The 23,492-nt window shown below is 33.5% G+C and carries 25 protein-coding genes; 10 read left to right on the forward strand and 15 right to left on the reverse strand.

The window, feature by feature from the left end; genetic code table 11:
- Positions 1 to 66: 66 nt before the first annotated feature.
- The 4 genes from P2W75_RS18730 to P2W75_RS18745 all read right to left on the reverse strand — a co-directional run bounded on the left by P2W75_RS18730 (position 67) and on the right by P2W75_RS18745 (position 2,821).
- Positions 67 to 522: a sensor of ECF-type sigma factor gene (locus P2W75_RS18730; protein WP_207295221.1), complete on the reverse strand. Its 456-nt coding sequence runs from the start codon at positions 520 to 522 to the stop codon at positions 67 to 69.
- An 18-nt stretch (positions 523 to 540) separates the two neighbouring features.
- Entirely contained in the window at positions 541 to 954 is a 414-nt protein-coding gene (locus P2W75_RS18735) for a hypothetical protein (protein WP_207295222.1), read from the reverse strand.
- A 33-nt stretch (positions 955 to 987) separates the two neighbouring features.
- Complete coding sequence (locus tag P2W75_RS18740; protein ID WP_276381640.1) at positions 988 to 1,530, reverse strand: RNA polymerase sigma factor; 543 nt, start codon at positions 1,528 to 1,530, stop codon at positions 988 to 990.
- Positions 1,531 to 1,606: 76 nt separating this feature from the next.
- Positions 1,607 to 2,821 (reverse strand): transcriptional regulator, encoded by a 1,215-nt coding sequence (locus P2W75_RS18745; RefSeq protein WP_276381641.1) that lies wholly within the window; start codon positions 2,819 to 2,821, stop codon positions 1,607 to 1,609.
- A gap of 350 nt (positions 2,822 to 3,171) precedes the next feature.
- Here P2W75_RS18745 and P2W75_RS18755 point away from each other — a divergent pair, with 350 nt between their 5' ends.
- Entirely contained in the window at positions 3,172 to 3,552 is a 381-nt protein-coding gene (locus tag P2W75_RS18755) for a nucleoside triphosphate pyrophosphohydrolase family protein (RefSeq protein ID WP_276381642.1), read from the forward strand.
- A gap of 191 nt (positions 3,553 to 3,743) precedes the next feature.
- Here P2W75_RS18755 and P2W75_RS18760 read toward each other — a convergent pair whose 3' ends face one another.
- The gene (locus tag P2W75_RS18760) at positions 3,744 to 4,814 is read right to left on the reverse strand and encodes a branched-chain amino acid aminotransferase (protein ID WP_276381643.1); all 1,071 of its coding nucleotides are present in this window, start codon (positions 4,812 to 4,814) and stop codon (positions 3,744 to 3,746) included.
- Between the two features lie 312 nt (positions 4,815 to 5,126).
- Between P2W75_RS18760 and mnmD the strand changes: the two genes are divergently transcribed.
- Positions 5,127 to 5,804 carry a tRNA (5-methylaminomethyl-2-thiouridine)(34)-methyltransferase MnmD gene (gene mnmD / locus P2W75_RS18765; protein WP_276381644.1) on the forward strand — a complete coding sequence of 226 codons (678 nt, stop codon included), beginning with the start codon at positions 5,127 to 5,129 and terminating at the stop codon, positions 5,802 to 5,804.
- 153 nt (positions 5,805 to 5,957) lie between these two features.
- The gene (locus tag P2W75_RS18770; protein ID WP_026730370.1) at positions 5,958 to 6,155 is read left to right on the forward strand and encodes a hypothetical protein; all 198 of its coding nucleotides are present in this window, start codon (positions 5,958 to 5,960) and stop codon (positions 6,153 to 6,155) included.
- 34 nt (positions 6,156 to 6,189) lie between these two features.
- Here the strand turns inward: P2W75_RS18770 and P2W75_RS18775 are convergent, their stop codons facing one another.
- Positions 6,190 to 7,131 carry a LysR substrate-binding domain-containing protein gene (locus P2W75_RS18775; RefSeq protein WP_276381645.1) on the reverse strand — a complete coding sequence of 314 codons (942 nt, stop codon included), beginning with the start codon at positions 7,129 to 7,131 and terminating at the stop codon, positions 6,190 to 6,192.
- A gap of 107 nt (positions 7,132 to 7,238) precedes the next feature.
- On the opposite strand from P2W75_RS18775, the gene P2W75_RS18780 reads away from it, so the two are divergent.
- The 4 genes from P2W75_RS18780 to can all read left to right on the forward strand — a co-directional run bounded on the left by P2W75_RS18780 (position 7,239) and on the right by can (position 10,619).
- Complete coding sequence (locus P2W75_RS18780; RefSeq protein ID WP_207295230.1) at positions 7,239 to 7,718, forward strand: Dps family protein; 480 nt, start codon at positions 7,239 to 7,241, stop codon at positions 7,716 to 7,718.
- 133 nt (positions 7,719 to 7,851) lie between these two features.
- Positions 7,852 to 8,133: a hypothetical protein gene (locus P2W75_RS18785; protein WP_239023091.1), complete on the forward strand. Its 282-nt coding sequence runs from the start codon at positions 7,852 to 7,854 to the stop codon at positions 8,131 to 8,133.
- A gap of 79 nt (positions 8,134 to 8,212) precedes the next feature.
- A complete protein-coding gene (locus P2W75_RS18790) occupies positions 8,213 to 9,862 on the forward strand; it encodes a SulP family inorganic anion transporter (RefSeq protein ID WP_276381646.1) in 1,650 nt (549 codons plus the stop codon).
- A gap of 121 nt (positions 9,863 to 9,983) precedes the next feature.
- A complete protein-coding gene (gene can / locus P2W75_RS18795) occupies positions 9,984 to 10,619 on the forward strand; it encodes a carbonate dehydratase (protein WP_276381647.1) in 636 nt (211 codons plus the stop codon).
- 36 nt (positions 10,620 to 10,655) lie between these two features.
- On the opposite strand, the gene P2W75_RS18800 is transcribed toward can, so the two are convergent.
- Together P2W75_RS18800 and P2W75_RS18805 are read right to left on the reverse strand one after the other, a co-directional pair.
- Positions 10,656 to 11,858, reverse strand: coding sequence for an LETM1-related biofilm-associated protein (locus P2W75_RS18800; protein ID WP_276381648.1), 1,203 nt, complete (start codon positions 11,856 to 11,858; stop codon positions 10,656 to 10,658).
- A 109-nt stretch (positions 11,859 to 11,967) separates the two neighbouring features.
- A complete protein-coding gene (locus P2W75_RS18805; RefSeq protein ID WP_276381649.1) occupies positions 11,968 to 12,495 on the reverse strand; it encodes a superoxide dismutase family protein in 528 nt (175 codons plus the stop codon).
- Positions 12,496 to 12,708: 213 nt separating this feature from the next.
- On the opposite strand from P2W75_RS18805, the gene P2W75_RS18810 reads away from it, so the two are divergent.
- The 3 genes from P2W75_RS18810 to P2W75_RS18820 all read left to right on the forward strand — a co-directional run bounded on the left by P2W75_RS18810 (position 12,709) and on the right by P2W75_RS18820 (position 14,244).
- Entirely contained in the window at positions 12,709 to 13,140 is a 432-nt protein-coding gene (locus P2W75_RS18810; RefSeq protein WP_276381650.1) for an META domain-containing protein, read from the forward strand.
- Between the two features lie 7 nt (positions 13,141 to 13,147).
- Positions 13,148 to 13,660, forward strand: a complete 513-nt coding sequence (locus tag P2W75_RS18815) for a DUF4251 domain-containing protein (protein WP_207295237.1) — start codon at positions 13,148 to 13,150, stop codon at positions 13,658 to 13,660.
- A gap of 98 nt (positions 13,661 to 13,758) precedes the next feature.
- A complete protein-coding gene (locus tag P2W75_RS18820) occupies positions 13,759 to 14,244 on the forward strand; it encodes a hypothetical protein (protein ID WP_276381651.1) in 486 nt (161 codons plus the stop codon).
- Between the two features lie 69 nt (positions 14,245 to 14,313).
- Here the strand turns inward: P2W75_RS18820 and P2W75_RS18825 are convergent, their stop codons facing one another.
- From P2W75_RS18825 to P2W75_RS18855, 7 genes are all read right to left on the reverse strand, one after another.
- Complete coding sequence (locus P2W75_RS18825) at positions 14,314 to 15,408, reverse strand: glycoside hydrolase family 18 protein (protein WP_276381652.1); 1,095 nt, start codon at positions 15,406 to 15,408, stop codon at positions 14,314 to 14,316.
- A gap of 278 nt (positions 15,409 to 15,686) precedes the next feature.
- Complete coding sequence (locus tag P2W75_RS18830; protein WP_276381653.1) at positions 15,687 to 17,477, reverse strand: acyl-CoA dehydrogenase family protein; 1,791 nt, start codon at positions 17,475 to 17,477, stop codon at positions 15,687 to 15,689.
- A gap of 60 nt (positions 17,478 to 17,537) precedes the next feature.
- Positions 17,538 to 17,888 (reverse strand): four helix bundle protein, encoded by a 351-nt coding sequence (locus P2W75_RS18835; protein ID WP_276381863.1) that lies wholly within the window; start codon positions 17,886 to 17,888, stop codon positions 17,538 to 17,540.
- Between the two features lie 129 nt (positions 17,889 to 18,017).
- Complete coding sequence (locus P2W75_RS18840; RefSeq protein WP_276381654.1) at positions 18,018 to 19,199, reverse strand: acetyl-CoA C-acyltransferase; 1,182 nt, start codon at positions 19,197 to 19,199, stop codon at positions 18,018 to 18,020.
- Between the two features lie 104 nt (positions 19,200 to 19,303).
- Positions 19,304 to 21,694, reverse strand: coding sequence for a 3-hydroxyacyl-CoA dehydrogenase/enoyl-CoA hydratase family protein (locus P2W75_RS18845; RefSeq protein WP_276381655.1), 2,391 nt, complete (start codon positions 21,692 to 21,694; stop codon positions 19,304 to 19,306).
- A gap of 38 nt (positions 21,695 to 21,732) precedes the next feature.
- Positions 21,733 to 22,191 (reverse strand): MarR family winged helix-turn-helix transcriptional regulator, encoded by a 459-nt coding sequence (locus P2W75_RS18850; protein WP_207295244.1) that lies wholly within the window; start codon positions 22,189 to 22,191, stop codon positions 21,733 to 21,735.
- Positions 22,192 to 22,411: 220 nt separating this feature from the next.
- A complete protein-coding gene (locus P2W75_RS18855) occupies positions 22,412 to 23,449 on the reverse strand; it encodes a YafY family protein (protein ID WP_276381656.1) in 1,038 nt (345 codons plus the stop codon).
- Positions 23,450 to 23,492 lie beyond the last annotated feature (43 nt).

Raw genomic sequence — 23,492 nt, forward strand, 5'->3', positions numbered from 1 at the left:
AAATCCCCTAAATAATAAAGTAAGTATTATTATATAGGGGACTTATCACTGTTGTATTTTAAAAACTTAATTTTTTCCAGCCTTATCTCGATATTGTTTCAACAATTTGCGGCTGAAATCATCTTCTGATCTTTTAAGTTTTAGTATTTTCTTCGCAGGCAGCACTTTTTTAAGGCTTGTCATAAATTTATCACGTAAAACATAAAGCTCCTTATCTGTGCTTTCAATTTGTGATAATAAGACAACGGCTTCTTTTTCTGAAATAGAATTCAAATTATCATCGTCCAGTTTGCGGAGGTATGTTTTCATTTTTTCATGACGAAGTTCAAATTGCTTGTCATCGTAGGCATTGTAAATTGGCCAGAATTTCTCGGCTTCTGTTGGAGTAAGTTCCAGTTCTGTTGTTAAAAAAGAAACTTTAAGCGCTTTAATTTTTTCACGTTTTTCATCTAATTTATCTTGCGCATAAAATGAAAAAGTGGCTAAAAACAGAATTACTGTTACTATATTTTTGATTTTCATATCGTAATATTTTTGTTTTTATTCAGAAATTAAATTTTCAATGTTTGGGTTTGATGCTAAAATGTCTTCCAGAGTTTCATCTTCAAGGGCAACATTTTTGTTAAGTTTATCAATGTCCTTTGTATCTAGTTCTCTAATTAAATCGTATTGGTTTAAATTAGATTGATAAGCAAGATACGTTTCCAGAGTTGATTCGTCCAATTCTTTCGAAGCCTTATAATAATGATTTGCAGTTGGAATCATAAAAGCAATAAAAATAGCTGCCGCTGCCGCTATCGAAATAACTTTCTTGCGTTTGTAAAGCGGAATTACTTTTACTTCTTTTTCGTTTATCTGTTCTAAAACTTTTGCCGAAAGTGTGTCAAAATAATGGTCTGGAGTTTTAAATCCTGACTTTATTTTTGGTTCGTTTTCTAATTTAAATTCTTTCATAATGTCTGTAAGATTAGATTAGTTACAAAAGGTTTAATTTGATGTAACATATAATTCAATTTTTTTTACCGCATGATGATACGATGCTTTTAAAGCACCTACCGATGTTCCTAAAATTTCTGCGATTTCTTCGTATTTTAATTCTTCGAAATATTTCATTTTAAAAACCAATTGTTGCTTTTCCGGCAAAGTGACAATTGCTTTTTGAAGTTTGAGTTGGATTTCATCGCCGTCATAATGCACATCCGATCGTAGGTTTTCAATCGTTTTGTTTTGTAAATCTTCAGAAGAGATTCCTTTCAACTTTGCCTTCTGATTTAAAAAAGTCAGTGCTTCATTAGTTGCGATTCTATACATCCAGGAAAAAAGTTTACTTTCTCCTTTAAAGTTTTTCAAATACTGAAATACTTTCACAAAAGTGTTCTGCAGAACATCGTCTGCATCGTCATGATTCAAAACAATGTTTCGAACATGAGAATACAGCGGTCTTTGATAATCGGATATGAGTTTTTGAAACGCAGTATTTTGCGTTTTAGGATTCAATAATTGTTCTATAAATTCCTTCTCGTCGACCAAACTTCTTGATTTATCAAACTTTATAAGCAGTTAGATTGAAATTTATATAAAAGGTTTAATCAATCTTCAAAAAAAATTAAAATTCTGAATCTTCCTCTGCTGGCGGAGTTGCAGCTGGAGTTGTTGCAGGTTTTTGTACTGGTTTCTGAGCCGGCTTTTGTACGGCAGGTTTAGCAACAGCAGGTTTAGTACTTGGAGTTGTTTCTCCGGTTTCAGAATTGTAAACAGGTTCTTCAGTTGGTGTTACAGTTGTAGGTGCAGCTGGAACAATTTTCGGTTTAACTGGGAAATAAATTTCTGTTATTAATTTAGATGGACTTTTTACATCTAATTTACTCACAGTTAAGACTTCAAGATGCGACCAGCTTAATTCTGGCGTTATTTTTTCTTTGTTAATATAAGCAGTCGTTTTGGCAATTGCTTCGTTAGTATGAGAATAATCTCCTGTTAATGTTGTTTTTACAGCATCAAAAGCATTTAGTTTTCCTGTCAAAATATCACTTCCAGAACTAGTGGAAATCTCTTTGTTAATAGGTAAGCAAATAGAGATTTTTGCTAATCCTCTTGCAGTATCATAAGTATGGTAAATAATAAATGGTTTTCCGCTGGCACTTAATCCATTGGTTTCGCTAAAATGAATAAGTTTCGGAATAACAATTCTAGCATTTTTATTAATTTTTGAAATCTCGCTTGTAAAAGTCTGTTTGATGTATGGCGTTTCAGTTTTCTTTACCGGTCCGTCTACTTTTACAGCGTAAGTTTTGGTTTCGTAATCTAAGTTTTTGTCAATGTTTACAAGGCTTTTTTCATAAATAGTTCCAATAACCTTGTCAGATCCTCCGTTAAGTGCGGCGTATATTTTAAATAAGAAACTCATCGTTCCTTTTGCTTTCCAAGTAACTTTTGTTTTTCCTGCTAAAGTATCTTTAAATGTCCAAATTACATCGGCTTCTGTACCGTCGTATTTCATTTTTTGTTCGATACTTTCACCGTCTTTCGCTTTTATTGTTATGGCATTTCCGGTTCCTTCATCGCCTGCCCATGAAAAAGAACCGCCATTTCCAACTGTTTTATTTGGAAAAGTAAACTGCAGTGTTGAATCTTCAACTGCCCAAGATTCAAAATCTTCGTAGTTTCTAAAATCATTTACATAATTGTAAACCGTTGCTTTTGATGAATTAATTACTTTGCTTCTTTCTACAGAGAAAACTCCTTTTTGAGTAGCAACAAAAACAGTAAGAGCAACTAAACTTAATAATAGTAAAAGAAATAAATATTTTAGAATCTTCATTGGGTGCAGGTTTTGCGTAAAGTTATAAATTTTATTGCGAGTCTAAACTAATATAACTAAAAATAAAAAAATAGATTGTGTTATCTTTTTAGAAAGATTTTGATAACAAATAGAATAACAATAAAAAGAAGAAAACCAATTAATACTTTGTAATTTCCTTTGTAAAATACTTTATGAAGCTTAAGATCTCTGCGGTAAGCGAAAATCATAACGATTACAAATGCAATAAAAAAACAGACTCCGAATATTAATTGTCCCTGACTAAACATAGCTAAAAATTATTTTTGGCAAATTTAGAGAATTGTACACGAATTGTTGCTAATTTGCCATTCCATTTAATAAAATAAAAAATGAAAAAACAACTTGATGCGGTTACTGAATTTCATACTGCTTTTAAAATAGGACACAGCCGTACTCCAATAGCTGATTTGGGGGGAACAAAAAATCTGCTTCGTTATAATTTAATGAAAGAGGAAAACGAAGAATATCTTGAAGCAGTGCAAAATAATGATCTTGTCGAAATCGCCGATGCTCTTGGCGACATGATGTATATTTTATGCGGCACTATAATAGAACACGGTTTACAGGATAAAATTGAAGCTGTTTTTGATGAAATCCAGCGCAGTAATATGAGCAAACTTGGCGAAGACGGCCAGCCGATTTATCGCGAAGACGGAAAAGTAATGAAAGGTCCAAATTATTTTAAACCGGATTTTTCGAAATTGTTGTAAAAAGGATTTTTTCTAACACATAGAAACATAGTTTTTAGGGATTCAAAAAGACGTTTCACTTAAATTAATACACATAGCTGTATGTTAAGACTTTCTTTTCGGTAATGTCTGTATGCTGATACAAATTTAAAAAACAAAAACCTCGCTAAATTTTGAATCTATCGAGGTTTTATTTTATTCTGATTTTGGGTTTATTGAACCTTAACTGTCCATCCGTAAGTATCTTCAGAAAGTTTATTTTGAAGACTTGTTAGTTTTTCTTTTAAGAATGAAGCATAAGAGTTTTCAATTGGTGCCATTTCAAAATACTCATCTTTATATGAGAATCCTTTGATAACACTAATAACCGCTGCAGTTCCCGCTCCGAAGATTTCTTTCAAAGATCCGTTTTTAGCAGCTTCAACCAATTCAGAAACAATTACTGGGCGAACTTCTACATTTAATCCTTCTTTTTCTGCCATTGCGATCAAACTTTTTCTAGTAACACCATCCAAAATTCTTTCGCTTGTTGGAGCAGTTAATAAAGTATCATTAATTCTGAAGAAAACGTTCATCGTTCCTGCTTCTTCTAATTTTGTGTGTGTTGCATCATCAGTCCAGATAACTTGTTGGAAACCATCTTTGTTTGCCAAATTAGTTGGATAAAACTGAGCAGCGTAATTTCCTGCCGCTTTTGCAGCTCCAATTCCACCATTTGCAGCACGGCTATAGTGTTCTGCAATGATTACTTTTACTTCACCACCATAATAGGCTTTTGCAGGAGAAAGTAAAATCATAAATTTATATTCGTCAGATGGATTGGCGATCACTCCAGGTCCTGTAGCAATCATAAAAGGACGAATGTACATACTGGCGCCATTTCCTCTTTGAATCCATTCCTGGTCGATTTTTAATAATTCATTTAAACCTTCCATGAAAATATCTTCAGGTACTTCTGGCATTGCCATACGAACCGCAGAGTTGTTGAAACGTTTGTAATTTTCATCAGGTCTAAACAACCAAACATCATTATTTTCATCTTTATAAGCTTTCATTCCTTCAAAAATAGCTTGACCGTAATGAAAGACTTTTGAAGAAGGATCCATTAAAATGGGAGCATAAGGCTTAATGACCGGAGTCTGCCATTGTCCATTTTTGTAATCACATTCAAATAAGTGGTCTGTAAATACAGCACCAAAGCTTAAGTTTTCAAAGTCTACAGAACTTATCTTAGACGATTCAGCTTTTCTGATTTCGATTTTGCTTGTTTGAGTTGTACTCATAATTATGTAAAGTTTTTATCTAATTTGTATTCTTACAGATGAAATATATAACGTAATGATCTGGTGAAGAATAGGTTTTACTGAATGCAAAATTACGGAAAAATATATAATTTTCTTAGCGGAAAAACATTAATTCCTCCTTTTGATTGAGATTTATTTATCTTATAATAAACCTAAATTTTTGAGGAAGTTTTATAAAGAATTTATCAAAAAAGTGTCATTTTTTAAGGCTTTACGCATTAGTTTTGATTAATTTTGAGGAAGAAAACGGACTGAAAATCAGTAAAACGCCATTATTAAATTCGAAAAATCGTGAAAAGAGAAATAATTAAAACGCTAGATGGTTCAACCACAATTCATTTAGAAGAATGGAATGAAAGTTACCACTCGAAGCATGGTGCTATACAAGAAGCCAAACACGTATTTATAAAGAATGGACTTTCATTATTTGAAAATAGTCCTGTACGTATAATGGAAATTGGCTTTGGAACAGGACTAAATGCTTTTATTACTTTTTTAGAATCTGAAAATAAAAATCAGGAAATTGATTATGTTGGAGTAGAGGGATATCCAGTAAATGCTGATGAAGTTTTAGCTATGAATTACGTTGAAGAACTAGAGGCGTTGGAATTTCGTAACATTTTTCAAGAAATGCATAAATCAGAATGGGGTAAAAAAATAGAAATTAGCAGCCGTTTCTCGTTAACTAAAAGGAAACAATTTTTTGATGAAATAAACGATTTTGAAATTTTCGATTTGATTTACTTTGATGCTTTCGGATACCGGGTACAGCCGGAGCTTTGGAGTACTGAAATTTTTCAGAAAATGTACAATAGTTTAAAACCTAATGGAGTACTTGTTACTTATGCAGCCCGTGGAGTTGTGAAAAGAAGTATGATTTCTGTTGGGTTTACAGTCGAAAAATTAGCAGGTCCTCCAGGAAAACGAGAAATGTTTAGAGCCTTTAAAAGGTATAATTTAGTTGTTTAGAATGGTTCTATATTGATTTATATGTACTAAGAAAACGTATTCGTTGATAAAGTTTTTAAAAAAATAAGTTAAAAAGAAACTTTATATGTGATTAATGTTTACATTTGGTGCGAGTTTAAAAATATAGATAACCCCCAAAAATCTTATTTTATTATGTCAAAAATGATGTTTGATTACACGAAATCAATACTTGAGAGAGTAAGTTTCGATCCGGTGCTTTTCTGCAAAGAGCTAGAAAAAGCTATCAAAACACTGTTACCATACGAAATGGAACAATTGCAAGAGTGGTTATTAAGTTTTGTAATCGAAAAACCAGAATTAAAACAAAGTCTACTACTAATTAAAGTATAAAAAAAAGGAGCCGAATTGGCTCCTTTTTTTATGATTACTTTTTTTGCAGCGGACTAATGATTTGAACATTTTGAAAAACAATTGCTCCTTTTACAACTCCGGCAATTGTAGATCTAATGGCGTCAATGATTTGCATTTTTAATTCGCTCTTTGGGTAAATTAAACTTACCTCGCGAGCAGGTTTTGGTTCCTTAAAATTACGTAGTTTCAGTTTATCGGATTCTTTTAAGTCTAAGGTGTGCAAGTACGGAAGTAACGTTGTGCCCAGACCTTCGTCGGCTAACTTAATAAGGGTTTCAAAGCTTCCGCTTTGGATCTGGAAATTATTTTGGTCTGCATCTGAAACACTTTTACAAAGATTTAAAATTCCATCTCTAAAACAATGTCCGTCTTGTAAAAGCAGGATTTCATTTAAATTTAAATCAGCAACTTCAATTTCTTGTTTTTGAAAACTCGCGTGATGCTCTGGAATATATGCTACAAAAGGTTCAAAATATAGTACAATTTCTTTTATTTTTTCGTCTTCAAGCGGAGTTGCCGCAATAGCAGCATCCAAATGACCGTTTTTTAGTTTTACTATAATTTCTTCTGTATTAAGCTCTTCGATTAAAAGTTTAACTTTTGGATATTTTTTAATGAAGTTGTTCAAAAACATTGGAAGAAGTGTAGGCATGATAGTTGGAATAATTCCCAGACGGAATTCACCGCCAATAAAACCTTTTTGCTGTTCAACAATATCTTTAATACGGTCTGCTTCGTTTACAATATTCTTTGCTTGGTTAACAATCTTCTGACCTATATCAGTCAGCTGGATTGGTTTTTTGCTTCGATCAAAAATTAAAATGTTTAATTCTTCTTCAATCTTTTGAATCTGCATACTTAAAGTAGGCTGGGTTACAAAACATTTTTCGGCTGCAAGAGTAAAGTTTTTGTGCTCGGCAACAGCTAACACATATTGTAATTGAGTTATCGTCATTTTGATAGTAAATTTTGATGCAAAAATAAGAAAATATAATTTTTAATTATATAAAATTTTTCAAACTTACTTTAAATTTGTAGTAAATTAGTGTAAAAAATAAGATTATGAAAACAAATATTTTAGGGTTGCCTGTAAAAGAATCAGAATTATTAGTAAAAGAATTAAATACATTATTATCAAATTTTCAGGTTTACTATCAAAATCTGCGCGGAATTCATTGGAATATTCGCGGAAAACGTTTCTTTGATTTGCATGTAAAATTTGAAGAATTATATACAGATGCTCAATTAAAAATAGATATGATAGCCGAAAGAGTTTTAACCATAGGAGGAACGCCTTTGCATACTTTTGACGACTATATTAAAAACAACAAATTAACAGTTGGGAAAAATATTTCAAATGACGAAAAAGCAGTTCAGTTGATTGTAAATTCATTATCTGATTTGTTAAAAATCGAAAGAGAAATATTAGACAAATCTGGAGAAATCAATGATGAAGGAACAAATTCTATGATGAGTGACTTCATTTCAGAGCAGGAAAAAACGATCTGGATGATGAATGCATGGCTAGATGAAAGCTTGTAATGATTTGTTTGCTAATGTATTAAAAAGCAGAATAGTCAGTTTTGACTATTCTGCTTTTTAATTTTTGTTAAAATTGTATAAAAATTTTACTTCTTGGCTTTGATTTTATTTGTTTAACGTTATTTTTGTTTCAATGAAATTAGTAGCACGCATATTATTATTCATATTTATAGCCTTTTTGTCGACCCCAACTATTGTTCAGGCGATCAAGAAAGGCAATAATTCCTGCGTGTCTTTTAGTATTGCCGAAGAAGAAGTTCATAAAGAACTGAAATCTATAGTTCATCCTACAATTTTAGAACATGAAATTTTAATTCCGGTTTATATCGAGAAGAAAACGATCATTTCTGAAAATATCGTAAAATTAGATAACATTTCTCCGAGCATATTTGCTCCACCTCCCAATTTAGTATAATACTTCCGATTGTTTAAAAGCAGCTGTATTTAAATAAATGCAGTTAGATCTTTATGTATCAATTTTTTAGTATTGTATTATGACAAAAAAAATCAATCTTTTTGCCAACCTTAAGTCTGACTTTGCTTCAGGGTTAGTGGTTTTTTTGGTGGCTCTTCCATTGTGTTTAGGTATTGCAATGGCTTCTGGAGCGCCGTTATTTTCTGGAATTATTGCGGGTGTTGTTGGAGGTATAGTGGTAGGATATTTAAGCCAGTCACATATTAGTGTTTCTGGTCCAGCTGCCGGTTTAACGGCTATTGTTTTGACTGCTATTACTGATTTTGGCGCTTTTGATGTGTTTTTGCTGTCAGTATTCATTGCAGGAATTATTCAATTAGCATTAGGATTTTTAAAAGCCGGAAGTATATCCAATTATTTTCCAACCAACGTAATAGAAGGAATGCTGGCGGGTATTGGAATTATTATTATTCTAAAACAAATTCCGCACGCATTTGGTTACGATGCAGATTTTGAAGGAGATCAGGCTTTCATTCAAAATGATGGAAGCAACTCATTTTCATTTCTTTTTGATGTCTTAAATCATATTCATTTAGGCGCAGTTGTAGTGTCGTTACTATCACTTGCTGTACTTATTTCTTGGAATAAAATACCTTTTTTAAAGCGATTAAAATTGGTTCCGGGAGCTCTTGTAGCGGTTATTCTAGGAGTAGTTTTAAATGAAATTTTTATATCTACAGGTAGCTCATTGGCAATTGCAAAAGACCATTTGGTTTCCTTGCCTGTTCCAAAATCTTTTGATGAATTTAAATCAATTCTTGTTGCACCAAACTTCACTGCTATTACAAATCCGCAAGTTTGGGTTGTAGCTGTTACAATTGCCATTGTAGCTTCTATTGAAACACTTTTATGTATTGAAGCATCTGATAGAATGGATGTTCAAAAACGTTATACAAATACCAATGTTGAGTTAAGAGCTCAAGGTGTTGGTAATATGGTAAGTGCACTTTTAGGAGGACTTCCTATGACTTCGGTTGTGGTTCGATCTTCTGCGAATAATAATGCAGGGGCAAAATCAAAAATGTCTACCATTATTCACGGTGTGCTTTTATTAATAAGCGTCTTATCTATTCCTGCTATTTTAAACAAAATTCCGTTGGCAACACTGGCTACCGTTTTGATTTTGGTAGGATATAAATTAGCTAAACCAGCAACCTTTATGCATTTCTGGGAAAAAGGAAAATACCAGTTTATCCCTTTCATTGCAACTTTGGTCTTTGTCGTTGCGACAGATTTGCTAAAAGGTGTTGCGTTAGGAATTATCATTAGTATCATTTTCGTTTTAAGAGGAAACCTGAAAAGAGCTTACAACTTTAAAAAAGAAGAATACGAAGATGGCGATATCATTCATATCGATTTAGCTCAGGAAGTTTCTTTCCTTAATAAAGCTGCTATTAAGCAGACCTTAAATGATATTCCTGAAAATTCAAAAGTAATTATCAATGCTCATGATACAGAATATATCGCGCATGATGTTCTGGATTTAATTCGTGAATTTAAAGAAACCCGTGCTGTTGATGAAAACATCACCGTAAAACTAACAGGTTTTAAAGAAGCTTATGAATTAGAAAATACTCCTGAAAACGGTAATCATGTTACTATAGAGCATTATTACGATATTGTAAAAAGAGAAGTCGTAAGAAAAGAAGAAGTCAAAGAAGATTTTTAAAACAAATTATATCAAAAGATATTATCAGGTTTGAGAACTATCAAAATTTAAATAACTTTACAAAAATTAAAAGTCTTTTTGATATGCTTAAGCATTGATAATACAAAAAACTAAAAAAAAAATGAGAAAGTTTTATGAACAAATACTTGAGAACAACAAGAAGTGGGTCGAAGATTCGTTAGCGAAAGATCCTAATTATTTTGCTGATTTGGCAAAAGGACAATCTCCGCCTTTATTATGGATTGGTTGTTCTGACAGCCGTGTTCCTGCAAACGAAATTATCGGTGCTAAACCAGGTGAAGTTTTCGTGCACAGAAATATTGCCAACATGGTAGTGCACTCAGATATGAACATGTTAAGTGTACTGGATTATGCAGTAAATGTTTTAAAAGTAAAACACGTGATTGTATGCGGACATTACGGATGCGGTGGTGTTAAAGCGGCAATGGGGAAACAATCAGTTGGAATTATTGATAACTGGCTTCGTCACATTAAAGATGAATACCGTTTACACGACAAGTATTTGAACTCTATTGAAGACGAAACAGAGCGTTTCAACACATTCGTAGAAATCAATGCAAAAGAACAGGTTTACAATCTGGCAAAAACTTCAATCGTGCAGGGAGCTTGGAAAAACGGCCAAGATTTAATGCTTCACGGATGGGTGTACGGATTAAATTCTGGTTTCGTAACCGATTTAAATGTAACAATTAGTTCAAACGAAGAACTTGACGAAGTTTATCAGCTTGATCTTTAATATAAAAAAAAAATCGCCTCAAAAGGGCGATTTTTTTTATTCGTTTTCATCTAAATTTTCATTAAAGGCAGATGGTAACATAGTTGGAATAAACTTAATTAATATCGGCAGCAATAAACTTCCGCCCGGAAGCAGGAAAATTGTTAATGATGGTATGGTTTTACAAATATCCAAAAGTTGTTTTTTGACTTTCTTTTTTTCTTTCGGATCAAGATCTCGAGTTGTTGAATAAGCCAGTAAAACCATTAATTCCTTACTTTGAACAATTTCTTTAATCAATCTGTTTTTATTTCTTACGATTAATTTCATAACGCTGTGCGTCATCTGGTCATAAAAATGTTTTACAGGATTTGAATAATTGAAATACGGAATTTTCTGTTTATGAGTGGTAATAAATGTGTTGGTTGTACTGATGCTTTGAGTTACAAAATCATCAGAAACTCCCATTGTTGAACCCAGTGAATATAAAAAGTACGATTCTTCGTTTTCTACAACACCATCGCTCCAAAGCGCCATTCCAGCCATATCAATTAAATAATATTGCTCTAATTTGTTTTTGAAGTAATCGAGGTGCAGTGTTTCTAAAGTTTCAACCGTAACTTTTGAAAATTTCGAATAACGGATTGAAGCTTCGAAAAGTTTAATTAATAAATCGTCGTGCTGCGATTTTACAGTTTTGGTTTTTAAAGCCAAACCTACAATTCCCAACACAGTTTCTTCAATACGTTTTAGATATTTTTCCGGAATTTCTCCGTGCTCCAAATATTTTCTAAAGGCCAAAACATCAATAAACAAAAGCGCATTGGTTACCAAATGCGAAAAGTTTTTACTGATGATACTGTCATTTGTTTGAACTCTTTCGTCAATTATGGTTTCTAGCGATAAAGAAGGCGTATCTTTTGGGAGTAACATTTTAAACAAATTAAACCCTTCAGGATTCATCTGTTTGTAGAATTTTAAAACTTCATTGATAAAGTTTCTAGGCTCGGAATTCCTTTTTTGTAAACAAAATACATGGTAAAGTGTATTTAATAAAGCTACTTTAGAGATTTCAGTTTTAAACCAGCCTTTTATAGCGATAGGAACTTGTGAATCAATTGCAATAATATGGCCGTATATAAAGCCGGTTTCCCTCACTTTATAGTAGAACGAATCTGTAGTCTCAAAAGGGATTGCCTCTGAAAACTTCTGCTCACTAAAAAATTTATCTATCCAGCCGTGTGCTGATGGGTTAATCATTGCATTACATTTATAACTGCAAAGCTATATCTTTTTCTTGTTACAGAATATATTAAAATAAAATAACCACTAGATTTTTGTGAAAAATAGTGGTTATTATAATTTTTTCTTATTTAATGATTCCTGCACAAGCTACTCGTCCTCCAGCATTTCCAGTCGGTTGAGTTGTAAAATCATCTGTTCCTTGGTGTACGATTAAACCTTTTCCGATTACGTTTTTAGTAGCGTCGTCGCAACCAATACACCATTCGTCAGTAGTAAAAGTGATTGTTCCGTTACCTTTTGCATCAGCTGTAAAGTTTCCAATATCACCTTTATGATATTCTCCAACTCCCCATTTTCCGTGTTTTTTGAAAGTTGGGTTCCAGTGTCCGCCTGCAGAACTTCCATCTGCCGAGCTGCAATCTGCTTTTTCGTGAATGTGTATGGCGTGAACTCCCGGCTCTAAACCGCTTACTTTAGCAGTAAAAGTTACTTGGCCGTTTTTTTCAGTAAAAGTCGCTGTTCCGGCTACTTTACTATTACTTTTTGGTTCTAATGCTACAGTTAGTGTTTTAGCATCATTTGATTTTGTATTTGTTTTACAACCAATAATTAAGGCTGAAATTATAGCGAATGATACGATTATTTTTTTCATATGAATGGGCAATTAAATTAAAGATTAAGTAAATTTAACATAAAATAACGGAATTGATTAACTCTAAAAGTTAAAAAAAAGTCAAACTATACGTTATAATTTAAGATCGATTGAGTTCAAAACCGGAAAATATTGTTTAAATTCGTAATTGATTTAACGAATAATTTCTGAAAATATCAATCTCCAATTCACTCATATTTAATTCTTAAGGTTATGATGAAAAAGATTTTTTCCTTCATTTTTATAAGTGTGATAGCAATTTCCTGTAATTGTACTAAAAACAAAAAAAGTAATATTTCGCAATTAGAAGGAAGCTGGGAGCTTAATTATATCACCGGTCCAAAAATTGCTTTTGATGGTTTGTACCCAAATAAAAAACCAAGTATTAATTTCGATTTGAAAGAAAATCGAGTTTCTGGAAATAACAGCTGTAATACATATTCAGGGAAATTCCTTTTGGATGGAAACAAAATTGATTTTACACAGCCTATGATGTCTACCAAAATGATGTGTTTAGACGGGCAGGGAGAGAACATTTATATGAATACACTTCAAAAAGTCACTTCATATGATATTACAGATGACGGCAAAACGCTGAATTTTATTTCGGGAGATATTGCAGTAATGAGATTTACAAGAAAATAATAATCGAATGAAAACGAAGATATACATTGTAATGCTTATAAGTATTTTGAGTTTTTCGGTTTACGGACAGGAAAAAACAAAAAAAGAACTTAAAGCTGAAAAGGAGCTGAAAAAACAAAAAGAAATCGAAGCCCTAATTGATGCTAAGAATTTTGTTTTTGAAGCACAAAAATTGACACCGCAGGGTGGAAGGTTGATTAATTTAGATTACGGAGTGTATTTTTTGAAATTTAATGAAGAAAAAACAACTTGTGATCTTCCTTTTTTCGGACGTGGATTTAATGTTGGTTATGGAAGTGATGGTGGAATTAAATTTGAAGGCAAACCTGAGAATCTTAAAATTGAAAAGAAAAAGAAGAGTTTTATATTGAAAACAACTGTAAAAGGAAAAGATGACGTTTATGATTTAATGTTCACGATTTTTTTTGATGGCGGGACTTCACTTTCAGTAAACAGCAACAACAGATCACCAATTTTTTATGATGGAGAAATAAGCGCTCCCAAAACAGATAAAAAGTAGAATTGATTTTTTTGTTTTGAATAAGGCTTAAAAATAGTGTAATGAGTTAACAATCAGAATGCATAATTATTTAGAAACAAAATTTAAAAATCGAAACTATGAAAAAAGTAAGTCTTATTTTTATGATGGCTTTTGCCATGTTTTCATCTTATGCACAGTCTTCCTTTAAAGAAGATGTAGATGTTTTACAAAGTGTTTACGGAAAATCTAAAAGTGATTTGGTAAAGCAGTATATGAATTTGTCTGATGCACAATCTGCTGCTTTTACAAAAGTGTATGATGATTACGAAACAAAGAGAAAAGCCCTCGGACAAACCAAATTTCAACTTATAAACGATTACGCGGCGAATTATGAAACTTTGACTAATGCTAAAGCCGACGAGCTGGCTAAAGGAACTTTAAAAAACCATATTGGGTATGAAAAACTATATTGCAAAACGTATTCAAAAGCTAAAAAAGCAATTGGAGCTATTAATGCAGCAAAATTCATTCAGCTTGAAGTATATCTGCAGACTATAATCAGAGCAGAGATTTTAGAATCTATTCCGTTTATTGGAGAATTGGATAAAACTAAAATTCAATAACTTTTATATAAAAAGAAAAACGGCAGTCGCTCCAAGAGCTACTGCCGTTTTTTTTATTTAGTGCTGTATTTATTTAGCTGTTTTTACTTCATAGATGGCATTTACCATTCCGTCTCTAAAAGTGTCTAAAGTCAATTCCCAAAACATAATACCGCCAAGTTTTTTAGCTTTTGCATATTCAGTTTTAGCTTTAATAGATTTAAGATCGTCAGAAGTTGCAAATGTTTTAGTTTGTGCATTATACCAGTATGGTGCTTTTGCTTTGTCATCCCAGAAATATTTCCATCCGTTTGCTTCTGTATAAGTAGAGGCAAAGTTTTTAAAATCAACACCTTGAATATGTTCTCCCGCTTGATATAATCCATTGTTGATGTTTTCTACATTTTTCCAAGTTCTAGAATAAAATGCACCTCCTATGATTAATTTTTCAGCAGGAACTCCTTGATTTAATAAATAAGTAACCGCACGGTCTGTAGATTCTTCTTTTGGGTTTGTGCTGTATAAAGGCGTGTGGTGTCCAGTAACGGTAGAATATCCGTTTACTAAATCGTAACTCATAATATTGATGCGATTTACCAAAGGAGCTACTGCATGCCAGTCAATTGATTCGTCTAGATATTTTTGAAAACCTCCGGCAGCAAAACTTAGTTCGTATTTTTTTCCTAAAGTAGAACGTAAAATTTTGATTAATTCAGTAAAATTAGGTTTGTCAACCGGTTGGTATAAATGTCCAGGAAGACCTTCGATGGCAGGATATTCCCAATCTAAATCTAAACCGTCAACTTTAAAATAATCGCTTACTTCTTTTACTGATTTAGCAAATTTTAATCTTCCTTCGGCTGTAGAAAATGCTTGAGAGCAAGGTTCGCAGCCTCCCCATCCGCCAAGGGAAAGTACAATTTTTAACTGCGGATTTTTAGATTTAAGTGAAACTAAATGTTTGATAGTAATAGAGTCCTTTGCTGAATCAACGTTTAATTTTCCATCTTTTAAATGACAAAAACTAAAGATAATTTGATTCAATTTATTGACTTCGTACTCATCGATAAGTTTCGAATCACCTGTATAATAAGCTATAATGTCTATTTTTTTGTTTTTCTGTGCGTGGATGTTTGTGGCAAAAATGCACAAGAAGATAAAGGCGAATAAATTGATTTGTTTCATTGTTTATTGTTTTTTGGAGTTTTAAAGCGTTAAAGATAAAACATTAGAATTGAATGTTTGCTATGAATCTAGTAACATAAAATCAATTTTAATAAAGATTTGTGAAATGAATGCTGCTTATGAATGATATAAGTTCATTTTTTAGACTCAGTAAAATGAGATAAAATAGGCTTATAATACTTATACCGTTTACGTTAAGTTGTGTGAAAAAAATAAACCCGCACAGTTTCGGACAAGTGCGGGTTTAAACAAATTAAAAGCTAAAAACTATCGTGATATTAGAAGCAGTAAGTGTTTTCTGCTACTAATTTATCTGCAATTTTATCTCTCAACGCTACTACGTTTGGAAGATTAGTATATTTTGTGAAACGTTTAAGTCCCATTAACATCATACGTTGTTCGTCTCCTTCAGAGAATGACGCAATTCCTTCTTTTCCTCTTAAGTTTACGATGTCTACGGCTTTGTACAAGTATAATTTTGCCATTGCAATTTGCTCTTGTACTTTATCTTCGCCTTGAGATTTTGCTAATTTTTCTGTTCTCAAGATCGTACTTTCAGCCATGTAGATTTCGATTAAGATATCAGCCGCTGCCATTAATAACTGTTGGTGAGAATCTAATTCTGGACCGTATTTTTGAACAGCGCTTCCAGCAACCATTAAGAAAACTTTCTTCAAGTTGGCTATAATTGTTTTTTCTTCAGAGAATAATTCAGAGAAATCTGGAGTATCAAAAGATGGAATTCCCATTAATTCTTCTTGAACTTTCATTGCTGGTCCAAGTAAATCAACGTGTCCTTTCATTGCTTTTTTGATCAACATTCCTACAGAAAGCATTCTGTTGATTTCGTTTGTACCTTCGTAGATACGCGCGATACGAGCATCTCTCCAAGCACTTTCCATCGGAGTATCTTCAGAGAATCCCATTCCACCAAAAACTTGGATTCCTTCGTCAGAACAGTTTTGAACGTCCTCAGAAACCGCTACTTTCAAGATAGAACACTCGATAGCGTATTCTTCAACACCTTTTAATTCTGCTTCTTGGTGAGAAGTTCCTTCTGCTTCACGAGCTGCGATTCTGTCTTCGATGTCTTTTGCAGCACGGTAAGAAGCACTTTCTCCAGCGTAAGCATTAGTTGCCATTTCAGCCAATTTAGAACGAATTGCTCCAAAAGATGAAATAGAAGTATTGAACTGAATTCTTTCATTAGCATATTTTACAGCTCCAGAAGTCACTCTTCTTTGTGCATCAAGACAAGCAGCTGCCAATTTAATACGTCCAACATTTAAAGCATTCATTGCGATTTTGAAACCGTTTCCTCTTTCAGATAACATGTTTTCAACCGGAACTTTTGTTTCGTTGAAGAAAACCTGACGAGTAGAAGAAGCACGGATTCCTAATTTATGCTCTTCTTCATTCATAGAAATTCCGTTTGAAGGATCGTTTTCTACGATGAAACCTGTAATATTTTTATCATCCCCAATACGAGCAAAAACGATGAACAAGCTGCAGAAACCTGCATTCGAAATCCACATTTTTTGACCTGTAATAGAGTAGTATTTTCCATCTTCAGATAAAACTGCTTTTGTTTTTCCTGAGTTAGCATCAGATCCTGCGCCTGGCTCTGTTAAACAGTAAGCACCAAACCATTCTCCAGAAGCTAATTTCGGAACGTATTTTTTCTTTTGTTCCTCAGTTCCGTAAAGTGTAATTGGCATAGTTCCAATTCCAGTATGAGCTCCAAAAGCTGTAGAGAACGAACCTGTTGCTCCAGAAATGTAATCGCAAACTAACATTGTAGAAACGAATCCCATTCCTAATCCGCCGTATTCTTCTGGAACCGCAACTCCTAAAAGTCCCAATTCACCAGCTTTACGCATAGAAGCTTCCGTATACGCGTAATCTTTCTTTTCAAAACGATCTTTATGCGCCCATAATTCTTTGTCTACGAACTCTTTTACAGAGTCACGCATCATTAACTGCTCTTCTGAGAAATCTTCTGGTGTAAAGATATCCTCGCATTTTGTTTCTTTAACTAGGAATTGACCTCCTCTTGTTTTGTCGCTCATGACTTTTTTTGTTTTTTAGATTTGATAAGATGAAAAGAAGCAAGAAGCAAGAGGAAAGATTTAATCTAACTTGCTTATGAAACCTGATGTCATCCTTTGAAATTCAATTATTTTGTTTTCTAATTTTTCTGTTTTTTCTTTTGTTACATAGTCGTTTTGATAAGCTATTAACAATTGTGTCTGTAATTCAAATGATGAGCCTAGACTAATATTCAGATAATGCTGAAAATGTCTATTCCCTCTGTTAGAACCTTCTGCAATATTAGAAGGCATTGAAACAGAACATCGATTCATTTGGCTTACCAAACTATAAGTTTCAGATTTTGGAAAAGTGGAAGTTAGTCTGTAGATATCATTTGTAATTTCCATAGCTAAAATCCAAATCTTCAAATTCTTAAAATTGTGTTTCATGTTTTTTGAGGCAAGATAAGAAGAAAAATTAAAAGTAAGTTTTTTACTACTTTTTAAAAAATCCATTTCAGACTAACTTTTCATCCCAAACAGAAAGTCTTTCCTCTTGCTTCTTTCCTCTAAAGAGTCTTATAAAACTTCGTAAATCCCCGCACTTCCTTGCCCAGTACCTACGCACATAGAAACAATTCCGTATTTATTACCTCTGCGTTTCATCTCATCAAATAACTGAACCGAAAGTTTAGCGCCAGTACAACCTAGAGGATGTCCTAAAGAAATTGCTCCACCGTTTACGTTTACGATATCTGGGTTTAAGCCTAATTCACGAGTTACAGCTAAAGCTTGAGAAGCAAAAGCCTCGTTTAATTCGATTAATTCGATATCGTTTAATGTTAATCCTGCTTGTTTTAAGGTTTTCGGAATCGCTTTTACTGGTCCGATACCCATGATTCTTGGCTCAACACCAGAAGAAGCAAAGTTTACCAAACGAGCAATTGGCTCAAGGTTTAATTCTTTTACCATGTCTTCGCTCATGATTAAAACGAATGCAGCACCGTCACTCATTTGAGAAGAGTTACCAGCAGTTACACTTCCGTCAGCAGCAAAAACGGGTCTTAAGCCTGCTAAAGCTTCTTTAGAAGTTCCAGCTCTTGGTCCTTCATCTTTATTGACTACGTAAGATTTAGTTTCTTTTTTACCATTTTCGTTAATGAAAGTCTGCTCAACCGTAATTGGAACGATTTGTTTGTCAAATTTTCCTTCTGCTTGCGCTTTCAAAGCTTTCATATGAGAATTGTAAGCAAACTCATCCTGATCTTCTCTGGAAACATTGTATTGTTTAGCAACAGCTTCGGCAGTGAGACCCATTCCCCAGTAATAATCTTCGTGACCTGCAGCAGCAACTTTATAATCCGGAGTTGGTTTGTAACCTCCCATCGGAATATAACTCATACTTTCTGCACCACCAGCAATGATACAATCTGCCATTCCTGATTGGATTTTAGCTGTTGCCATTCCGATAGTTTCTAATCCAGATGCACAGTAACGGTTTACCGTAACACCAGGCACGTCTTCTACTTTTAATCCCATTAAAGAGATCAAACGACCAACGTTAAGTCCTTGTTCTGCTTCTGGCATTGCATTTCCAACCATAACGTCGTCAATGCGTTTTTTGTCAAAATCAGGCAGTTCATTCATCATAAACTGAATGGTTTCTGCAGCCAATTCATCAGGTCTTTTAAATCTAAAAACACCTTTTGGAGCTTTTCCAACTGCTGTTCTATATGCTTTTACTATATATGCTGTTTTCATTTGTTTTTGTTTTTTAAGATTGGTAGAAGAAAGATGCAAGAAGCAAGATTTCAAAACAGAGTTTTGTCTTTTCTCTTGCTTCTTGCTTCTTTTTATCTATTTGTCTAGTTACGAAGTGGTTTTCCTTTAGTCAACATGTATTGAATTCTCTCTAAAGTTTTACGCTCTGTACATAAACTCAAGAAAGCTTCACGTTCGATATCTAATAAATATTGTTCAGATACTAAAGTTGCTTCAGATAAATCACCACCAGCCATTACATAAGCCAGTTTGTTAGCGATTTTCTTGTCGTGTTCAGAAATGTATTTTCCAGCTTCCATTTGATCCGTTCCCACTAAGAACATCCCTAAAGCTTGTTTTCCTAAAACTTTAATATCATTTCTTCTGATTGGCTGTGTGTAACCCGCTTCTGCCATTAACAAAGCATGTTTCTTAGCTTCCGCAATCTGACGATCTTTATTTACTACGATGATATCTTTACCATGTTGTAAAAGTCCAGTATCAAAAGCTTCATAACCAGAAGTTGAAACTTTTGCCATCGCGATTGTTAAGAAATACTCTTGCAGAACGTTCAATTCCACATCATTTTTACGGAATAAATCTGAAGCTCTTAAAGTCAATTCTTTAGAACCACCACCGCCAGGAATAACTCCAACACCAAATTCAACTAATCCCATGTACGTTTCTGCAGCAGCAACCACTTTATCAGCATGTAAGCTCATTTCGCATCCACCACCAAAAGTCATTCCGTGAGGCGCAACGATTACTGGAATTGAAGAGTAACGAACACGCATCATAGTGTCTTGAAACAATTTGATAGCCATATTCAATTCGTCATATTCCTGTTCAACTGCCATCATGAAAATCATTCCGATATTAGCTCCAACAGAGAAATTCGCAGCTTGATTTCCAATAACTAAACCTTGGTGTTCTTTTTCAGCTAATTCAATTGCTTTATTGATTGCTGAAAGAACATCACCGCCAATAGTATTCATTTTAGATTGGAATTCTAAGTTTAAGATTCCATCTCCTAAATCTTGGATAATTGCTCCGCTGTTGCTCCAAACTTTTTTGCTTTCGCGAATGTTGTTTAGAATAATGAAAGAATCTTGTCCAGGAACTTTTACCTGAGATTTTGTTGGAAGGTTATAGAAATAAGTAGCACCTTCTTTAACAGTATAAAAACTGTCGCTTCCAGAAGCCAGCATTTCATTTACCCATGCAGCAGGTTCTAAACCTTCTGCTTTCATGATTTCGATTCCTTTTGCAACGCCAATGGCATCCCAGATTTCGAATGGACCATTTTCCCATCCAAAACCAGCTTTCATAGCGTCGTCTATTTTGTATAATTCGTCTGAGATTTCAGGAATTCTGTTTGAAACATAAGCAAACATTCCAGCGAAACTCTTACGGTAGAATTCTCCTGCTTTGTCTGTTCCTTTTACTAAAACTTTAAAACGATTAATAGGTTTATCAATAGTTTTAGTTAATTCTAAAGTCGCGAAATTTGCTTTTTTTGCAGCGCGGTATTCTAATGTGTCTAAGTCAAGAGAAAGAATATCTTTATCTACTTTTTTGTAGAAACCTTGTCCAGTTTTGCTTCCTAACCAATTATTTTCCATCATTTTGTTGATGAAATCAGGAAGTTTAAATAATTCGTGCTGTTCGTCAGTTGGGCAGTTTTCGTAAATACCGTTGGCAACGTGTACCAAAGTATCTAAACCAACAACGTCAACTGTACGGAAAGTAGCCGATTTTGGACGGCCAATAACTGGTCCTGTCAATTTATCCACTTCTTCAATTGTTAGTCCCATTTCTTTAACCAAATGGAATAAACTCTGAATTCCGTAAATACCAATTCTGTTTCCAATAAATGCTGGAGTATCTTTAGCAACAACCGAAGTTTTTCCTAAGAATTTAGAACCGTATTCGTTTAAGAAATCCAATACTTCATTTGAAGTTTTTGGACCAGGAATAATTTCAAATAATTTTAAGTAACGCGCAGGGTTAAAAAAGTGCGTTCCGCAGAAGTGCTGTTGGAAATCTTCGCTTCTTCCTTCGCTCATAAAGTGAATTGGAATACCAGAAGTATTCGAAGTAACCAAAGTTCCCGGTTTGCGGAATTTATCGATTTGTTCGAATACTAATTTCTTAACGTCCAAACGCTCTACTACCACCTCGATAATCCAGTCAACATTAGCAATTTTTGCCATATCGTCTGTCGTATTTCCAGTAGTAATTCGGCTTGCAAATTTCTGACTGTAAATAGGAGAGGGTTTCGATTTTAATGAGTTCGCCAAATGGTCATTTACCACACGGTTGCGAACGGCTTTGCTTTCAAGCGTTAATCCTTTTTTAGCTTCAGCTTCTGTCAACTCGCGAGGAACGATGTCAAGCAGTAAAACTTCAACACCAATATTGGCAAAATGACAAGCTATACCCGAACCCATAATTCCGGATCCAATTACAGCAACTTTTTTAATTGTGCGTTTCATACTTTGTTATTTGTTTGTAGGAGCAAATGAATCGTTGATTATTCGTTTGCTGTGTTTTCTGTTTGATTAAATATGTTTTTGTCCTGAATTAATTCGTTGATAATTTCCGAAACTTCGATAAAATGTTTCAGCTTTTCGTCTGATACATGCTTTCTAACGGTTTCATTAAACTTCAGAACTGTATTTTTAGATAATTCTCTTTTTTCTTTTCCAAATTCGGTTAGGTAGATTAAAACACCTCTTCCGTCGCTTGGGTTTTTTTTACGAACAATCAAACCTTTGTCTTCCATAGATTTTAAAGTTCTGGTTAAGCTTGTGGCTTCCATTCCCATTCTTGGCCCTAAAGCGGTCGATGGAGTTCCTTCTTCCTTGTCAATACTTAACAGAGCAAATCCGGTTGCCATTGTAGCATCGTATTTTGCCGCCTCTTCATTATACATTCTTGAAACAGCCTGCCATGTTGCTCTCAAAATATAATCTATCGTTTTGTCTTTCATAGGTAACTATATCGATTTCAAATATAAAGAAAAAATACTATGCATGCATATTATTTTTTCATAAATTTTTGGTTAGTTAATTATTTTCCCTGATTTACTGGGTTTTGCGGTTATTTTATTTTGAAATATACTATTCTTTTCTTAGATTTTAACAATTTTAATGCTGTAAAAATCCTTTTTTAGTTTTTAAAACGCATTTAATTCTGTATTCTGTAAAAAATTATGTATTTATTTCAGTTGGTTCTTCTGAATCATAGCGAGAAATAGCGTCCTGAAGTATCTTTTTCATACGATTTCTCAGACCTTCTGGCCTTAAAATCTCCAAACAGCTTCCGAAACCTAATAGTAGACGTTCCATTTCATAATTTGGTATTACATATATATGTATAATAACACTTCCGTCTTCATTTTGCTTAATTATGCGCTGAGAAGTATGTAAAGGTTTAGTAAGCACATAAGGCGCATTCGAAGCATCGACCCATAATTCAATACGTCTAGCTTTTAAACCCGAATTGACCGTAACGCCAATTACATCTTTATAATAAATGTCAGCATCAAAATCTTCTTCTATATAAGGAAGGTTAAAATCGTAATCTATAGAAACGATTCTGTCCAAAGCTAAATTGGTAATGGGCTGTGATGCTTTTTTTTTCCCAATCAAAAACCAGCGATTGTTGAATTCCTTTAATATAAAAGGATGAAAATGGAATTTCGTTTCTTCTCTCGATTTAAAAGATTTATAAGTAATAATCAGAACCATTTTTTTGATAATCGCCTGATAAATTTCGTCCAGATAATGAAGTCCTTTTAATTTTTCGTTTTTATCCAAATAAATAACGGGTTTGGTATGCGATTTTTCGGCGTAGATTTTATCTTCTAATCGTTGTAAAATATCCGATACATCGTTAAAAAGAGAGAAATCTTTGAACTGCTTCAACATGGAAACGGTTTCGGTTAAAACATTCATGTCGGTTTCCGTCAGCGGAATATCCGTTATCGAAAAATCTTCGTCTTCATATTTATAATACTTTTTATCGTAAACTACAATTGGAGCATTGTATCCCAATTTTTCGCTTCGCATCATCTGAATATCCATTTGAATGGTTCGTTTACTAATTGGAATTTTGCGTCCCTCATATTCTTCTAAGGCCTGAGAACAACATTCGATTAAATCTTCAAGTGTCCATTGTCTGTACTTATTTTGCAGACATTTGTCGATTGTTTTATAGCGGATTAAGGCGTTTTTGTTTTGTGACATACTGTGTGTGTTTCCTCGCAAAGTCGCGAAGTCGCAAAGGTTT

It is taken from the genome of Flavobacterium sp. H4147 (assembly GCF_029360735.1).
In the GTDB taxonomy this organism is placed as follows: Bacteria; Bacteroidota; Bacteroidia; order Flavobacteriales; family Flavobacteriaceae; genus Flavobacterium; species Flavobacterium endoglycinae.

Coding starts and splice junctions, on each gene's coding strand:
- P2W75_RS18730 (WP_207295221.1), bottom strand. CDS start 522: ATGAAAATCAAAAATATAGTAACAGTAATTCTGTTTTTAGCCACTTTT.
- P2W75_RS18735 (WP_207295222.1), bottom strand. CDS start 954: ATGAAAGAATTTAAATTAGAAAACGAACCAAAAATAAAGTCAGGATTT.
- P2W75_RS18745 (WP_276381641.1), bottom strand. CDS start 2,821: ATGAAGATTCTAAAATATTTATTTCTTTTACTATTATTAAGTTTAGTT.
- P2W75_RS18755 (WP_276381642.1), top strand. CDS start 3,172: ATGAAAAAACAACTTGATGCGGTTACTGAATTTCATACTGCTTTTAAA.
- P2W75_RS18760 (WP_276381643.1), bottom strand. CDS start 4,814: ATGAGTACAACTCAAACAAGCAAAATCGAAATCAGAAAAGCTGAATCG.
- P2W75_RS18770 (WP_026730370.1), top strand. CDS start 5,958: ATGTCAAAAATGATGTTTGATTACACGAAATCAATACTTGAGAGAGTA.
- P2W75_RS18775 (WP_276381645.1), bottom strand. CDS start 7,131: ATGACGATAACTCAATTACAATATGTGTTAGCTGTTGCCGAGCACAAA.
- P2W75_RS18780 (WP_207295230.1), top strand. CDS start 7,239: ATGAAAACAAATATTTTAGGGTTGCCTGTAAAAGAATCAGAATTATTA.
- P2W75_RS18785 (WP_239023091.1), top strand. CDS start 7,852: ATGAAATTAGTAGCACGCATATTATTATTCATATTTATAGCCTTTTTG.
- P2W75_RS18790 (WP_276381646.1), top strand. CDS start 8,213: ATGACAAAAAAAATCAATCTTTTTGCCAACCTTAAGTCTGACTTTGCT.
- can (WP_276381647.1), top strand. CDS start 9,984: ATGAGAAAGTTTTATGAACAAATACTTGAGAACAACAAGAAGTGGGTC.
- P2W75_RS18800 (WP_276381648.1), bottom strand. CDS start 11,858: ATGATTAACCCATCAGCACACGGCTGGATAGATAAATTTTTTAGTGAG.
- P2W75_RS18805 (WP_276381649.1), bottom strand. CDS start 12,495: ATGAAAAAAATAATCGTATCATTCGCTATAATTTCAGCCTTAATTATT.
- P2W75_RS18810 (WP_276381650.1), top strand. CDS start 12,709: ATGATGAAAAAGATTTTTTCCTTCATTTTTATAAGTGTGATAGCAATT.
- P2W75_RS18815 (WP_207295237.1), top strand. CDS start 13,148: ATGAAAACGAAGATATACATTGTAATGCTTATAAGTATTTTGAGTTTT.
- P2W75_RS18820 (WP_276381651.1), top strand. CDS start 13,759: ATGAAAAAAGTAAGTCTTATTTTTATGATGGCTTTTGCCATGTTTTCA.
- P2W75_RS18825 (WP_276381652.1), bottom strand. CDS start 15,408: ATGAAACAAATCAATTTATTCGCCTTTATCTTCTTGTGCATTTTTGCC.
- P2W75_RS18830 (WP_276381653.1), bottom strand. CDS start 17,477: ATGAGCGACAAAACAAGAGGAGGTCAATTCCTAGTTAAAGAAACAAAA.
- P2W75_RS18835 (WP_276381863.1), bottom strand. CDS start 17,888: ATGAAACACAATTTTAAGAATTTGAAGATTTGGATTTTAGCTATGGAA.
- P2W75_RS18840 (WP_276381654.1), bottom strand. CDS start 19,199: ATGAAAACAGCATATATAGTAAAAGCATATAGAACAGCAGTTGGAAAA.
- P2W75_RS18845 (WP_276381655.1), bottom strand. CDS start 21,694: ATGAAACGCACAATTAAAAAAGTTGCTGTAATTGGATCCGGAATTATG.
- P2W75_RS18850 (WP_207295244.1), bottom strand. CDS start 22,191: ATGAAAGACAAAACGATAGATTATATTTTGAGAGCAACATGGCAGGCT.
- P2W75_RS18855 (WP_276381656.1), bottom strand. CDS start 23,449: ATGTCACAAAACAAAAACGCCTTAATCCGCTATAAAACAATCGACAAA.